The sequence below is a fragment of the Chitinophaga eiseniae genome, from assembly GCF_012641265.1.
Lineage (GTDB): Bacteria > Bacteroidota > Bacteroidia > Chitinophagales > Chitinophagaceae > Chitinophaga > Chitinophaga eiseniae_A.
Genome location: NZ_JABAHZ010000002.1, coordinates 203,760 through 219,382, shown reverse-complemented (window position 1 = coordinate 219,382; position 15,623 = coordinate 203,760). Strand labels below are relative to the sequence as shown.

The window sequence follows — 15,623 nt, the reverse complement described above, 5'->3', positions numbered from 1 at the left end:
CTGGCCGCTTCCGACTGTACTGAAATGTGCAGCGTTTTCGCGTACATGTAATTTCTTTTTCTGTTGGCATATTCTTTACTATTATTGTATAAGAATACACTAACATGATTGCCAGAGAACTCATATCGTCAGTACCTGCCCTGCATCCCTCCGATACAGGAGCAAAGGCGCTGCGTCTGATGAATGAATATCATCTGACGCAACTACCTATGGTAGTGGATAGCAAATACCTGGCCCTGGTGGAGGAAGATGATATCATGGATATCGAAGACCTGGATGTACCCCTGGAATCTATGGAGTACGGTGGCTCCCGTCCAGCCGTCATGGAATATGCTCATCTGTTTGAGGCGCTGAAATTATTCTACGACTTTAAATTATCTGCGCTCCCGGTGGTTACCAAGGAAAGCGAATACCTGGGCATCATCACTAAAGATAACCTGGTTACCGCTTTCGCTGCCTTTAATGCAGTAAAAGAGCCCGGAGGGATCGTCGCCTTTGAAGTGGAACCCCGCGATTTCGCGCTGAGCGAAATTGCCCGGATCGCCGAATCAAATGACGTAACCCTCCTGAGCGTAAACACCATCAGTAACCCTGCCACAGGTAAGATGGAAGTGGTGCTGAAAACTAACCGGCAGGAATTACAGGGACTGCTGGCTACTTTCGAACGCTTCAATTACGTGATCAAATACGTTTTTGCAGAAGAGCCGGAAGAAGAACTCCTTAAAAAGAATTACGATCTCCTGATGAACTATATCGGGATGTAGTAAGGAATAAAGTAAAAGTGAAAAGCTATTGTGGATAACGACCAGCGCGATTTCAAATATCCGTTAAGGTCATTCTCCACAATAGCTTTTTGCTTTCCGCTTTATCCTTTCGGCTTTTTATTATATTTGACTATTGTCAACGCTTTTAAAAATTTTTACAGGACCTACATGCTGAAATGCTGTTACTGCCTGCTGGCCATGATTTGCCTGTTGGGATTGGTGTTACCCGGAACTGCTGAAGGACAATCTGTACCTGCAAAGGATAGCAGCTACCTGGTAGTGCGTAACATTGTTGTACTGGGAAATAGGAAAACCCGTACCTCCGTTATCGTGCGGGAAATCAGCACGGTACCCGGAGATACCATCTATTTCCGGGATCTGGGAGAAGTCCTCGAAAGAACGCGTAAACAACTACTCAACACATCCCTTTTCCTCAATGCTACCGCCAATGTGAAAAACTGGGAGGGCAATAATGCCGACCTGGTTTTCGAAGTGTGGGAACGCTGGTACACTTTTGCTTTTCCTATTTTTAAACTGGCCGACCGCAACTTTAACCAGTGGTGGGTGGAAAAAAATCACAGCCTGAGCCGGGTAAATATTGGCGTCAGCGGAACCCAGGGAAACCTTACCGGCCGTAACGACGAGTTAAATGCATCCCTGCAGTTTGGCTATACCCAACGATTTGCCCTCCAGTATAATCTTCCTTACATTGATAAGCATTTTCATCACGGGCTGGGTATAATCGCCATCTATAAACGTAATCGCGAGGTAAACGACAGCACCAAAGGCAATAAACAACAGTTTTTCCGTAAAGAAGATTTCCTTCGCCAGATTTACCAGGTAGGGCTCAGTTACAGCTATCGTAAAGCCATTAATACCAGGCACCAGGTGTTTGTGAATTATAATTATGAGAAAGTAGCCGACTCTGTAGCGATCATTAATCCTAATTACCTGGGAAAAGGTCGTACCAGCGTAAGTTTCCTGGATATCAGTTATCGGATGACTTACATCAGGGCCGATAGCTGGGTATACCCTCTTAAAGGAATAAGCGTACTGGCCGAAGTAGGAAAAAGAGGCATAGGCCCCTGGAATGATATTGACGATATTCATTTCCGGCTAAACGTAGCAAAGTATTGGGAATTACGCCCTAAAACCTTTGCTGCCCTTGGCTTCCGCGGGATGGCGAAATTTTCAAATGAACAACCATATGTCAATCAGCAGGCGTTGGGATATAACGATGACTACCTGAGAGGACTGGAATATTATGTGGTAGATGGTACCAGCTTCGCTATCCTGAAGTCAACACTCCGGCAGGAATTATTATCGGCGAAAATAAAACTCCCCATTGTACCTAAGAAATTCAGCCAGGTACCCATACGTATTTTTGTCAAAGCCTACGGTGATGCAGGTTATTCTTACAATAAATTTCCAGGCACCAGCTTTCTCAATAACCGTATGCTATATACCGGTGGGCTGGGCATCGACATCGTTTCTTTCTATGATACCTGCCTGCGGATCGAGTATAGCTTTAACCAGTTAGGGCAAAAAGGACTATTTTTACACACAAGCATAGACATGTAGTGCTCATTATTGCCCTGGCCTTTAGCTGTTATTGATAGCACTGGCTGTCAAAAGGCAGGTAACGGGCCGCTGAAAGCTAAATAAATTATGCAGGTAGCACTTTATAGCAGGGGATTTATTACTGAAGACATCGCAAACATCCGCTTATTGCTGGAGGAATTGGAGCGGGCAGAGATTGACGCAATGATTTATGAGCCGTTTTTCCGGGTATTACAGCAACATGTGCCTTTTGAAACAACCCCGGTACTATTTTCCTGTGCTGAGGACTTACCAGGAAAAGTCGACTTCTTAATGAGTCTGGGTGGCGATGGTACGCTGCTGGACACGGTATGTTATGTGAGGGATACCAATATCCCGGTGATCGGTATTAATTTTGGCCGCCTGGGATTCCTGGCGAGCATCGGTAAAAACGAAATCCATGCGCTGGTGCAGGCGCTCCTGAATCGCACCTATGTGGTAGACCAGCGTTCGCTGTTGCACCTCGACGCCAATATTCCTTTGTTTGGAGAAGTGCCTTATGCCCTGAACGAATTTACAATCCATAAAAAAGATACCTCCGCCATGGTGAAGATCCATACCTACCTCAATGGCGAGTTTCTCAATACTTATTGGGCAGATGGATTGATAGTATCTACTCCGACTGGTTCTACCGGTTATTCGCTGAGTTGTGGTGGCCCCATTGTATTCCCGGATGCCGGTAATTTTGTGATCACGCCAGTGGCACCCCACAACCTTAATGTGCGGCCTATTATTGTGCCCAACGACAATATCATTTCTTTTGAAGTGGAAGGGCGCAGCGACCAGTTTCTTTGTACGCTCGATAGCCGGATGGAAACCATAGACAGTACGGTGCAACTGGCCATAAAAAAAGAGCAGTTTAAACTGAGCCTGCTGCGGCTGGATGACAGTAACTTCCTGCATACCTTACGCAACAAGCTGTTATGGGGTATTGATGCCCGTAATACGATTAAAATATAGAAATATAAATTATATTGCTACATTTACAAATACGTTGTCTGCTGATTGTAATGCAAATTATGCCCCATGAGGACAAAGAGCGTCTAACCAGTTAGCATAATCGTCAGCTATACATTAAATAAATCCGGCATTTTAGCGTTTAAGTAGGACTGATTTATGCTGAAATCTTTTTTATATCCTAAATATATCCTCTTTTCCCTGCTGGTAGCGGCTGGTAATTTATTTGCGGGACGAGCCGCCGCGCAAAATGAGCTACAATACGTAGGGGAGCTGGGTTTGTCGATTGGAGGCGCCCAATATTTCGGGGATCTGAATACCCGGGGAGCATTAAATACCATTAAGCCTGCCATCGGCGTTTATTACCGGAAATATATGAACGATTACGTGGGAGTAAGAGCCCATGGCCGTTTTATGCAGCTGGGTTATTCGGATGTGCGCAATAAGAACGAATTTCAGAAACTGCGCAACCTCAGTTTCAATACTAATTTATGGGAACTGTCACTACAGGGGGATTTCAATTTCTTCCGGTTTGAACCGGGCAGTTTATATGAGCGTTTTTCTCCATATCTAACCGGCGGTGCCAGTCTTTTTTATTTCAATCCTTACACTTACCTGAACGGGACTAAATATTTTTTACAGCCTTTGCGTACAGAAGGGCAGGGAAGTGCCCTGTATCCTGAACGCAAGCCTTACAGCCTCGTGTCCTATGCCTGGTTAATCGGAGGCGGTTTTAAGTATAATCTCTCCAAAAAAGTAAATGTGGGGCTGGAAGCGCTGTACCGGTATACCCAAACCGATTACCTGGATGACGTAAGCACCACTTATGCTGGCCCGGGGGCATTTCCAACGATGCCTAACGGACAGCCCTCAGTGGCGGCTCAGTTGCAGGATAGATCCGGTGTTTATGGCGCCCCGATTGGAGTAACAGGCCGTCAGCGGGGTAATAGCCGGGATAAGGACCAGTTTCTGACCATTGAGCTAACCATTAGTATCCTTTTTACCTCTTATCACTGTAAATTTTAATTTACCGGAAAATACTTTCTACGGGCAGCCATTACATACCTGCCAACCACCCGGAAAGTTCGTTGAATTTGCTAAAATCCCCACTGGTATTGATTTCGCTGTTAAAACTACGTTAAAAGACCTTCTTGGGCTTTGCTAAAAAAGTCATTACTCTATTTTTGTATCTTTGCACCCTTTTAGAATCTGTTATAATCTGTAATAATCTGTTATAATACGCCTGACACAAATGAGTTTGAAGGATAAATTGGACTTGCAACGGTTACCACGCCATATTGCCATTATTATGGATGGAAATGGCCGTTGGGCAAAGGAGCGTGGGCAAGACAGGCTGTACGGGCACCACGAGGGGGTAGAAAGCGTGCGCAACATAGTGGAAACCTGTGCAGAACTTGGAATCGGCTATCTTACGCTGTATGCTTTTTCTACCGAAAACTGGGACCGCCCGGTTTATGAAGTGACTGGTATCATGGAATTGCTCGTAAACACCATCCGGCAGGAGGTGAATACGCTGTCCAAAAATAATATCCGTCTGAGCGTAATTGGCGATATGAACATGCTGCCTCCCCAGGCGCAGCAAGAAATGGAAGAGGCCATCGCCCTTACCAGCCAAAATACTGGCCTTAATCTCATTATGGCTCTTAGCTACAGTGCAAGATGGGAAATCGTGAATGCAGCCAGGAAAATAGCCCTGGATGTGAAAAATGGAGCCCTGGATCCTGCAGCTGTGACGCCTGAGGTATGGGAAAAATATCTCTGTACCACCGGCCTGCCTGACCCTGAATTAATGATTCGTACCAGTGGAGAATGCCGGATCAGTAACTTCTTACTATATCAACTGGCCTATGCGGAGCTGTACTTTACAGACACCCGCTGGCCGGATTTCCGCAATGAACATCTTTACCAGGCCATCTTAAATTACCAAACCAGAGAACGGCGCTTTGGCAAAACAAGCGAACAAATTCAGCAGAATGAAGAAATTATTTCCTAAGGGCCTACTGGCTATAGCATTATGTTGCAGTGCAGGCATACGTGTATCCGCTCAGCAGAAAGATACGGTGCCCCCAACGCAGCCCCCTGCTAATCCGCCGGCAGTTGCTCCCATTAATATGGGTAATCCGCAACAGTACGAAATTGCCGAAATCACCGTTGTAGGTACCCAATACCTGGACAAATCATTACTGCTGTCGCTTTCGGGCCTCAGTGTAGGCGATAAGGTAACCTATCCGGGTGGCGATCAATTTACCAAGGCCATTCAAAGCCTCTGGTCACAACGTTTATTCGCAGATGTGACCATCTACGTAACCAAAATTGAAGACGATAAAATCTGGCTGGAAATCGGGTTAACAGAAATGCCCCGTATGTCCTCCTTCTCCTTCAAAGGAATTAAAAAAGCAGAAGCCGACGATATTACCACCAAAGCCGGTATCCGCAAAGGAACAGTAATTACCCAGGCCCTGAAACAAAATGTAATCGGCGTAGTACATAAATTCTATGCTGATAAAGGGTTTGGTAACGCTACCGTTAAAATAGAAGAAAGAGCAGATAGCTCCACCGTCAACTCCCGCCACGTGGTGTTCAACGTAACCAAAGGGAGTAAGGTTCGTACCGAAAATATCAATATCGTAGGGAACTATAACGTAGCCGACAGTAAGATCAAGAAAAGAATGAAAGGTACGAAAGAGCGCTCCCGCTTTACCCTTCATCCGGATATTGAACATGTATATGTGGACTCACTGGCCCAGGACGACGATTTCTGGCAAACCTATGGCTTTCTCCAGCCTACAAGGGCACTGGAAAAGCTGGATCCCTATTTCCGCTTTAAACTCTTCAGTTCTGCTAAGTTTAATGAAAATAAATACCTGGAAGATAAAGGTAAAGTGGTAAGTCTCTATAACTCCAAAGGTTATCGTGATGCGGTAATCGTAAGAGATACCGTTTATAAAACCCGGTCCCAGAATCTGAATATCGATATGCAGATCTCTGAGGGAAAAAAATATTATTTCGGAGATATCACCTGGAAAGGTAATACCCGTTATTCCGACTCTGTGTTAACGCGCCTCCTGGGTATTAAGAAGGGAGATGTGTATAACCTGGAGTTGCTGGAAAAAAGAATCGGTAAACAGATGTCACAGGAAGGCGGCGATATCAGCGGCTACTACATGGACTATGGTTACTTGTTTTTCCAGATCGACCCGGTGGAAATCGGTATCCGTGGCGATACCATCGACTACGAAATCCGTTTGCGTGAAGGTCCGCAGGCTACCATCAAGGAAGTACGCATCGCCGGTAACGAAAAAACCAACGAACACGTTATCCGTCGTGAGCTGCGCACCATTCCCGGTGAAAAATTCAGCCGTACAGACCTGATCCGTTCTAACCGTGAAATTGCCAACCTCGGCTTCTTTAACCCGGAAAAGATTGGTATGAACCCGGTGCCGAATGTTCAGGATGGTACAGTGGATATTGACTATACAGTAGAAGAAAAAGCCAACGACCAGTTGGAATTATCGGCTGGTTGGGGTGGATATATCGGTTTAACCGGTACACTCGGGGTTACGTTTAACAACTTCTCCCTGCGTAATATCTTCCGGAAAGAAACCTGGGATCCGTTACCAAGTGGTGATGGCCAGAAATTATCTGTACGTGTATCTTCCAATGGTAAGGCCTACCGTTCTTATAACTTCTCTTTCACAGAGCCATGGCTGGGTGGTAAGAAAAGAAACCAGTTTTCTGTGAGCTTCTACAGCAGCTACCAGAATCCATATGCCTATAGTAACTATTACAAGCTGCCCGGAGATACCAGCAGGTCTGTAGATGGTCACTTTAAGGTATTGGGTGCTTCAGTATCCCTGGGTAAACAATTGAAATGGCCAGATGATTATTTCACCCTGATTTACTCGCTGAACTACCAACAGTACAAACTGAAAAACTATAACTACTTTGGTATTGCCGGATTTGAGAACGGTACTTCCAACAACGTCAACGTGAAACTCACGCTGGCGCGTTCTTCTGTGGATCAGCAGATATTCCCGCGCAGTGGTTCCAACTTTATGTTATCTGCCCAGTATACGCCGCCTTACTCCCTGTTTAATCCTGACAAGGACTACAGCAAGGAACCGGCGTCCAAGCAGTTTAACTTCATTGAGTACCAGAAGTATCGCTTCAATGCAGAATGGTATGTGCCATTAAGTCGTCCGATGGGTAGTGATAATAAGACGTTTGTATTGAAAGTAGCCGCTAAATTTGGTTATATTGGACGTTATAATAACCGGACTACACTGTCGCCTTTTGGCCGGTTTGAGTTGGGAGGTGATGGTTTGAGTAACTTCGCTATTTACGATCGTGATATCATTTCCCAGAGAGGGTATCCGGTGTACTATACTTCCGATCCGAGTGTGAATCCTGAAAATGGGCAGCCAGCGAACTATTCCGGGTTTACCGTATTTAACAAATTCGTAATGGAGCTGCGTTATCCATTCAGCCTGAACCCAAGTTCCACGATCTTTGGGTTGGCATTCCTGGAGGCGGCCAATGGTTATAAGGATCTGAATGAGTACAATCCATTCAGGTTGCGTAGGTCTGCTGGTATCGGTATGCGTTTCTACCTGCCTATGTTTGGATTGCTTGGATTTGACTATGGTATTGGGTTCGACCGTCTTACACCGGGAGGTGGCCTGAAGGATGCGGCTAAGTTTACCTTTATGCTCGGTTTCGAACCAGAATAATGTGAAAATAAATTATATATTGCAAGTTTAACCGTTGTTTTGGTTTTGCAAAAAATCCATTGTAGCATGAAAAAAATATTTATTACAGCCGCTATAATATTGGCTTTGGGCGGTGCAGCAAGTGCACAGCGCTATTGTGTGATAGATACAAAATATATACTGGAGAGTATTCCTGAGTATAAGGACTCCCAGAAGAAGCTGGATGCCGTTGCTGATCAATGGCAGAAGGAGATTGATGCCAAGTTCCAGGAAGTGGATAAGATGTATAAGTCTTACCAGGCGGAGCAGGTGATGCTAACAGAAGAATTGAAGCGTAAAAGAGAAGACGAGATCGTAGCCAGAGAAAAAGAGGCAAAGGATTTGCAGAAGAAGCGTTTCGGTTACGAGGGCGATCTTTTCAAGAAGCGGGAGGAATTAGTAAAACCTATCCAGGACAGGATTTACAATGCGGTACAGAAGTTGTCTGCCAGCAGGATGTACGACTTTGTGCTGGATAAGGCAAGCGGAGCTACTGTTATATTCTATGATCCCAAGATTGATAAGAGCGAAGAGATCTTAAAATCTCTCGGTGTGAAGAAGTAAGGCGTATACCTATTTTTTAACTATAAGTATTTAAATTTTTTTAAACACAGACAACATCATGAAGAAGTACGTAATTATTGCTTTTGTGGCGGTTACCGGTTTGTTCAGCGTGAATGCAATGGCACAATCCAAAGTAGCGCATATCAATGCACAGGCACTGGTGGCGAGCATGCCAGAAGCTAAAAAGGCAGAAACTGATTTGCAGACTTATGCTCAGAGCCTGGAAGCTGATGGTAAAGCGCTGGTAGACGAGTATACTAAGAAAATGAAGGATTTTGATGACAAGGCGGCTACAATGACCGACAACATAAAAGAAATCAAAGGTCGTGAAATCCAGGATGCACAGAAACGTATCCAGGACTACCGTGAAGCTGCTGAACAGAAAGTACAGGCTAAACAATCTGAACTCCTGAAACCTATCTACGATAAAGCCCGTAAAGCGATCGAAGATGTAGCAAAGGAAAAGGGTTATGGTTATGTAATCGACAGCTCTGCTGGTATGTTGCTGGTTTCTCCTGCAGCAGACGATATCTTGGCCCCTGTAAAGGTTAAACTGGGTATTAAATAGTTTAATTTTTTAATATTAAAGGTGGAATGTGGTGAAAACTGCATTCCACCTTTACATTTAAGAATTCGTATTTTAATTTTACTTTTCAAATATTTTCTGCTACCTTTGCCTTCCGTTTTAAAAAACAATCCTTTAATCCGGGACTTTTAGTAGTACAGGTAAAAACAAAAAAAAGAAATGAAACGTACTTTTCAACCGCATAACAGACGCAGAAAGAGCGTTCACGGCTTCAGAAAGAGAATGGAAACTGCTAATGGCCGTAAGGTATTGGCTTCCCGTAGAGCAAAAGGTCGTAAGAAGCTGACTGTTTCTGACGAGCGTAAGCTGAAATAATTATAGTAGCTAAATACTATTTGCCATAAAAACTTATTCTTTTAGCAAGGAAGAAAGGTTAAAAAGCAGAAAACTTATTGAAACGCTTTTTCGTGAAGGAAAAGCGTTTTCTGTTTTTCCGTACCGCGTGGTATACATGCCCCTTACGGAGCCATGTAAATACCCCGTGCAGGTAGGTTTTAGCGCTACTACCCGCAGATTTCCCCATGCGGTAGACCGTAACCGCATTAAACGCCTGGGCCGCGAAGCCTGGCGTCTTCAGAAGCAGGCATTATACGACCACCTCCGGTCGCAGTCGCAGCAGCTCGCTGTTTTCCTCATCTATACCGACAAAAAAATAGCCGATTTTTCCACCCTGCAAGACAAAATTTCAGTAATTTTAAAGAAGTTGCAAAACAGCATTTAGCCTTTAGCGGTTAGCTTTCCGGCTGATTGCAACGTGTTAGTCAGATACTTTTTTAATGGCTGCAAGCTGACCGCAAAAAGTTGATTATGAATCGTGTAGTTCGCTGGTTGAGTTATCCTTTTATTCTCCTGATAAAAATCTATCAATGGTTTATCTCGCCCCTGTTGGGCAGTAAATGCCGCTATACGCCCACCTGCTCACAGTATGGGTTGGAAGCATTTAAAAAATATGGACCATTCAAAGGCGGCTATCTCACCATAAAGCGTATCTTGTCCTGCCATCCCTGGGGTGGCCATGGATATGATCCGGTGCCCTGAGTAAGGCTGCCGGCCGCCAACTTTATCACTCATCTTATATACTCTGTTGCATGCGTGCATTTTTTAATAGGAAAAAGAAGCTGATAACCGCACTGTTGTTGATCATCATCGCAGCCGGCGTTTTTGCTTTTAATGAAAATGATAAATACTTCCAGATCGCCAAAAACCTGGACATCTTCGCTGCTTTTTACCGGGAACTGAATACCTACTATGTAGATGATCTGCCCCCCGAAAAAATAATGCATAAAGGCATTGAAGCCATGTTGGAAGAAACAGATCCATTCACGGATTTTGTTTCAGAAGAAAACCTGGATGACCTCAAATTTATGGCTACCGGCAAATATGGCGGCGTAGGCGCTTCTATCAATACCAACGGCGACTGGACTACCATTACCGATGTATATGAAGGCAGCCCAATGGACAAAGCAGGCGTAAAACCCGGTGATATCATTGTGAGCATGGATGGCAAATCCGTGAAGAATGTAGCCCAGGAAGAGATCAGCCGCCAACTGAAAGGAGCCGCCGGTACTTCGCTCGATATGGTATTCCGCAATCCTTTGACTGGCGTGGAAACGCCCAGGAAAATAGTACGGGAGGAAATCAATGTGAAACCGGTTAGCTACACAGGGATCGTGAAAAACGATATCGGCTATATCAAGATGACGCAGTTTACAGAAAACAGCGGCGCTATGGTACGTAGGTCGGTTGAACAACTGAAACAATCCCACCCGGGCCTGAAGGGAATTATCCTGGACCTTCGCAGCAATCCAGGTGGCCTACTGGATGAAGCGGTGATTGTAGCCAATATTTTCGTGGATAAAAACAGGCTGATTGTAAGCACCCGGGGCAAAGTAAAGAACTGGGACCGGAGCTATGAAACCACCGAGCAGCCGGTAGATGTACATATCCCATTGACCGTACTCACCAATCATTCTTCCGCTTCCGCGTCTGAAATAGTGGCTGGCAGCATGCAAGACCTGGACCGTGGTGTGGTAATAGGACAGCGCTCTTATGGTAAAGGCCTGGTGCAAACTACCCGTCAGCTCCCCTATAACACCAAATTGAAGGTAACTACCGCGCGGTATTATACTCCCAGCGGACGTTGTATACAGGCCATTGACTACTCCCACCGGAATGATGATGGCAGCGTGGATTACGTACCTGATTCCCTGCGTAAATCATTTGCTACCGCCGGAGGCCGCGCTGTAAAAGATGGTGGAGGTATTGAGCCTGATGCAAAAGTGGATCCTACGTATATCAGCCAGGTAGCGATTACACTGCTCCGCAAACAATTTATCTTCGACTACGCTACTACGTATTATTACAGTCACCCGAAAATAACGGCGCCCGCTACGTTTTCGTTGAGTGATGCTGAATTTGCCGATTTTGAACGTTACCTGGAAAATAAAGATTACAGCTACAAAACCCGTAGTGAGGAAGCTTTGGATTCTTTCAAAAGTACCGCCAGGAAAGAAAAGTATTATGATGCCATTGCTAACGAGCTGGAAACGCTCGAAGCAAAAATGAAGCACGATAAAAAGCAGGACCTGTTGAAGAATAAAACAGAAATAAAACGTTTGCTGGAAGAGGAAATTGTAAATCGTTATTACCTGCAGAAAGGCCGTATTGCCAGGTCGCTGGAGTGGGATAATGAAGTCAATACCGCCGCGGACATCCTGCACAACCAGGCTAAATATAAGCAGTTGCTGACCATCGCAAGATGATGCATGGCATGCGTTAAAGAAAGTGCTGTCGCAATATCTTTACAGGCGAAATAGATACCTCTTACCATATGTTAGGGCTGGCCATTGGCCGGCCCTTTTTGTTGACGTTTGCTACCTGTAGATAGCATAAATGACTATTTATCTCCCTTCATTTAATTACCAGGCTGCTTTTCTTAAATTATGAATTCCGGTTTATTGTTTTTATTTTGAGAATCTCAGCGAATAATAAACCGTTATCATTTTTCAACCTAAAAGGGTAATCATGCCAGTAAATTCCAATGAAGCTTCCCGTCGGAGCTTTATCAGCAAAGTTGCAAAAGGTGTAGTAGGAGCCTCCCTGCTGCCTAATATTCTGACCGCTGCGGACAAGAAAAGAAATATTGAGTCACTTTCCCGCCTGAAGGAAAAATATAGCGCCAATGATCAGATCCAGGTAGCGTTGATCGGTGCCGGGGGAATGGGTACTGCGGATGCAAATACCGCCATTACCGTTCCTGGTGTAAAGCTGGTAGCTGCCTGCGACCTGTATGATGGCCGTTTGGCGGATGCTAAGAAGAAATGGGGAAATGACATTTATACTACCCGCAGCTACCAGGAAATCCTGGAGCGTAAAGACATAGATGCCGTTATCATTGCCGTGCCGGACTTCTGGCATAAGGATATCTCTGTAGCCGCTATGAATAAAGGGAAGTCGGTATACTGCGAAAAACCAATGGTACATGATATCAGCGAAGCGCCTGCCGTAGTGGAAGCGCAGCAACGCAACGGGAAAGTAGTTTACCAGGTAGGCAGCCAGGGTATGAGCTCCCTGGGAAATGAAAAGGCCCGCCAGCTCCTGAAAGATGGCGCCATTGGTAAGCTCAACTATGCAGAGGGTTTCTGGGCACGTATGTCGCCTACCGGTGCATGGCAATATCCTATTCCGGCGGATGCTTCCGCCAAAACGGTGGATTGGGAGGCTTATCTGAAGAACGCGCCTAAGCGTGCTTTTGATCCGCTGCGTTTTTTCCGCTGGCGCAATTACCGTGATTATGGTACCGGCGTATCCGGCGATTTATTCGTACACCTGTTCTCGAGCCTGCACCTGGTAACGGGTTCCCTCGGTCCAAATAAAATAATGGCTACTGGTGGCTTACGTTACTGGAATGACGGCAGGGAAGTACCTGACGTTATGCTGGGCATGTTCGATTACCCGGAAACAGAAATACACCCGGCCTTTAACCTGTCGCTCCGTGTAAACTTTGTGGATGGCACCGGCGGTACCAATTACTTGCGTATGGTGGGTAGCGAAGGATCTATGACAGTAGAATGGGATAAAGTAACCTTATACCGTAATAGCGTACATGTAGATGAAAACGACCCGTTAGCGGCTGCCAATGCGGCTGCAACCAATAATGGAAAATCGTATGCCTATCACCGTGCGAACATTCTGCCACAGGAGAAAATGGAGTACGAGGCAGAGAAAGGGTATAAAGGAGCCCACTTTGACCACTTTTATAACCTGTTCAACGCCATGCGTACCGGCGGTAAAGTAGCAGAAGATCCTACTTTTGGTTTCCGTGCAGCAGCGCCGGCATTGTTGTGTAATGAAAGCTACTTCGACAATAAGATCATTCACTGGGATCCTAAAAATCTGAAATTAGTAAATAAGTAATCCCAGCGTTATAAATGAAAAGGCCCCGCGTTATAACGCGGGGCCTTTTCATTTATAGCTATTGACTTAATGCTTATTTGGCAGCTGCTTCATAGCGTTTGCTGATAGCGTTCCAGTCAACTACATTCCAGAATGCTTTCAGGTATTCCGGACGGCGGTTTTGGTACTTCAGGTAGTAGGCGTGTTCCCATACGTCTACGCCGAGGATAGGTGTGCCTTTTACTTCAGCTACATCCATCAGCGGGTTGTCCTGGTTAGGAGTGGAAGTAACTTCCAGTTTGCCATCTTTTATCAGCAGCCAGGCCCAACCTGAACCGAAGCGGGTAGCGCCGGCAGTGTTGAATTTTTCCTGGAAAGCTTCGAAAGAACCAAAGGTGCTGTTGATAGCATCAGCCAGTTTACCGGATGGAGCGCCGCCCGCGTTTGGTGCGAGGCTGGTCCAGAAGAAACTGTGATTCCAGTGACCACCACCATTGTTTCTTACAGCCGGGCTGATTTTACCAGCGTTGGCAACCAGTTCTTCTAATGATTTGTTCTCGTTTTCTGTACCTGCAATTGCCTTGTTCAGATTATCTACATAAGCCTGGTGGTGCTTACCGTGGTGAATTTCCATTGTCAGTTTATCGAAATTCGGCTCTAACGCATCAGTTGCGTAGGGTAAGCTCGGAAGTGTAAATGCCATAACTCAAAGTTTTATGGGTTTGAAAATATGATTTCTTGATAGTCGCCAAATTTACTGCCAATCCGTTAAAATTTAGCCATTTAATTATTTACTTATTTAGATATTTAGGTTAAGTAATCGCGTCTGGTTGCAAAACCGGGCAATAAAGGCGCGGAATCCCGGAGTGAGCCGGAAAAGCGGGCTTGATCATATGGAAAATTATTTTAAATTTACGGATAGTCGGTTTAACCCGACGTGACATAGGCATCTTAGTGTGCCTGGTAGTTGTTTACCTATTGTTTGTTTAAAACGTATAGTATGCAGACAGGCTCGGATACAGGGCAAAGTTTTTCCCTCAATGTTTTACAAAAGGAAAATGAGCAGTTAAAAAATCGTATACATTGGCTGGAAAGTATTCTACATCATGTGCCCGCCATGATTTACAGTTACGATAACAATAACAAATCCGTTACCTGGTGTAACGATAGACTGGCGGAAACTGTGGGCTTCACTCCGGCTGAAATGACCGGGATGGGCATGGAGTTTTTCAGGCATATCATGCACCCCGACGATTTTAAACTGGCGGCGGTAGCCCAGCAATCTTTCCTCAATAACAAAGAGCAGTTTGGAGGGCTGGCACGTATACGGAAAAAAGGAGAGGTAGATTACCGCTGGCTATTGGGATTAGAAGTGCCTTTTACCCATGATAAAAATGGCAGGGTGGTAGAAATCATCTGTGCTTTCCTCGATCTTACCAATGCCATTGATACCAATGTACAACTCTCAGAAGCGCTGAATGCCATCATGCGTCGCCAACACGAAAGCCTGTTTAATAAACTTACTTCCAGGGAGAAAGATGTATTGGCAATGGCCGTGAAAGGCCTGAATAACAAGGAAATTGCACATTCGTTGAACCTTAGCCGTTATACCGTTGAAACACATCGTAAGAATATCCGCCTGAAACTGAAAGTCCGTAACACTTCCGAATTGATTACCATCGCCCGAAAGATTGGATTTGAATAAGTAGCTAAAAAAGTATTAGTGCTGCCTGTTGCCGAGATACCAGTTTACCCATTGTTAACTTCTATGCCTGCAGAAAAAGAGCACCGTAATCATTAAACTGTATTTGATTGGTAATCAATATTCAAAATGAGAAGAAAGTTGCTAAAAATTTGCTAAAAAAATCACGTTTTGGGAAAAATACCCAAGATTGGGTATTTGCTCGTCTTTTAAACTCCACTAATTTAGTGAATTAAATATTACGTATGTTATTTAAACATCCGATATGATTACTAGCTGAAACACCC

At 44.9% G+C, this 15,623-nt stretch carries 15 protein-coding genes; 14 read left to right on the top strand and 1 reads right to left on the bottom strand.

What is annotated here, in order from left to right; translation table 11 throughout:
* The first annotated feature begins 104 nt into the window (after positions 1–104).
* The 13 genes from HGH91_RS08435 (at position 105) to HGH91_RS08375 (ending at position 13,655) form a co-directional block, all read left to right on the top strand.
* Positions 105–764, top strand: a complete 660-nt coding sequence (locus HGH91_RS08435) for a CBS domain-containing protein (RefSeq protein WP_168738034.1) — start codon at positions 105–107, stop codon at positions 762–764.
* Positions 765–932: 168 nt separating this feature from the next.
* On the top strand, positions 933–2,345 hold the full coding sequence (locus HGH91_RS08430; RefSeq protein ID WP_168738033.1) for a POTRA domain-containing protein: 1,413 nt from the start codon (positions 933–935) through the stop codon (positions 2,343–2,345).
* 87 nt (positions 2,346–2,432) lie between these two features.
* Positions 2,433–3,323, top strand: a complete 891-nt coding sequence (locus HGH91_RS08425) for an NAD kinase (protein ID WP_168738032.1) — start codon at positions 2,433–2,435, stop codon at positions 3,321–3,323.
* A 156-nt stretch (positions 3,324–3,479) separates the two neighbouring features.
* The gene (locus HGH91_RS08420) at positions 3,480–4,346 is read left to right on the top strand and encodes a DUF6089 family protein (RefSeq protein ID WP_168738031.1); all 867 of its coding nucleotides are present in this window, start codon (positions 3,480–3,482) and stop codon (positions 4,344–4,346) included.
* Between the two features lie 226 nt (positions 4,347–4,572).
* Positions 4,573–5,334: an isoprenyl transferase gene (locus HGH91_RS08415; protein ID WP_145661137.1), complete on the top strand. Its 762-nt coding sequence runs from the start codon at positions 4,573–4,575 to the stop codon at positions 5,332–5,334.
* On the top strand, positions 5,315–8,071 hold the full coding sequence (locus tag HGH91_RS08410) for an outer membrane protein assembly factor (protein ID WP_168738030.1): 2,757 nt from the start codon (positions 5,315–5,317) through the stop codon (positions 8,069–8,071). The genes HGH91_RS08415 and HGH91_RS08410 overlap by 20 nt, the downstream gene beginning before the upstream one ends.
* 66 nt (positions 8,072–8,137) lie before the next feature.
* Complete coding sequence (locus HGH91_RS08405) at positions 8,138–8,653, top strand: OmpH family outer membrane protein (protein WP_145661131.1); 516 nt, start codon at positions 8,138–8,140, stop codon at positions 8,651–8,653.
* A gap of 58 nt (positions 8,654–8,711) precedes the next feature.
* Positions 8,712–9,221, top strand: a complete 510-nt coding sequence (locus HGH91_RS08400) for an OmpH family outer membrane protein (RefSeq protein ID WP_168738029.1) — start codon at positions 8,712–8,714, stop codon at positions 9,219–9,221.
* A 177-nt stretch (positions 9,222–9,398) separates the two neighbouring features.
* Positions 9,399–9,554, top strand: coding sequence for a 50S ribosomal protein L34 (rpmH, locus tag HGH91_RS08395; RefSeq protein WP_012788729.1), 156 nt, complete (start codon positions 9,399–9,401; stop codon positions 9,552–9,554).
* 13 nt (positions 9,555–9,567) lie between these two features.
* Positions 9,568–9,960, top strand: coding sequence for a ribonuclease P protein component (locus HGH91_RS08390; protein ID WP_168738997.1), 393 nt, complete (start codon positions 9,568–9,570; stop codon positions 9,958–9,960).
* Positions 9,961–10,046: 86 nt separating this feature from the next.
* Positions 10,047–10,277 carry a membrane protein insertion efficiency factor YidD gene (yidD, locus tag HGH91_RS08385; protein ID WP_145661122.1) on the top strand — a complete coding sequence of 77 codons (231 nt, stop codon included), beginning with the start codon at positions 10,047–10,049 and terminating at the stop codon, positions 10,275–10,277.
* Positions 10,278–10,327: 50 nt separating this feature from the next.
* On the top strand, positions 10,328–12,001 hold the full coding sequence (locus HGH91_RS08380) for a S41 family peptidase (RefSeq protein ID WP_168738028.1): 1,674 nt from the start codon (positions 10,328–10,330) through the stop codon (positions 11,999–12,001).
* 262 nt (positions 12,002–12,263) lie between these two features.
* Positions 12,264–13,655, top strand: coding sequence for a Gfo/Idh/MocA family protein (locus HGH91_RS08375; protein ID WP_168738027.1), 1,392 nt, complete (start codon positions 12,264–12,266; stop codon positions 13,653–13,655).
* A 73-nt stretch (positions 13,656–13,728) separates the two neighbouring features.
* On the opposite strand, the gene HGH91_RS08370 is transcribed toward HGH91_RS08375, so the two are convergent.
* Entirely contained in the window at positions 13,729–14,337 is a 609-nt protein-coding gene (locus tag HGH91_RS08370) for a superoxide dismutase (protein ID WP_168738026.1), read from the bottom strand.
* Between the two features lie 297 nt (positions 14,338–14,634).
* Between HGH91_RS08370 and HGH91_RS08365 the strand changes: the two genes are divergently transcribed.
* The gene (locus HGH91_RS08365) at positions 14,635–15,339 is read left to right on the top strand and encodes a LuxR C-terminal-related transcriptional regulator (RefSeq protein ID WP_168738025.1); all 705 of its coding nucleotides are present in this window, start codon (positions 14,635–14,637) and stop codon (positions 15,337–15,339) included.
* Positions 15,340–15,623: the final 284 nt, after the last annotated feature.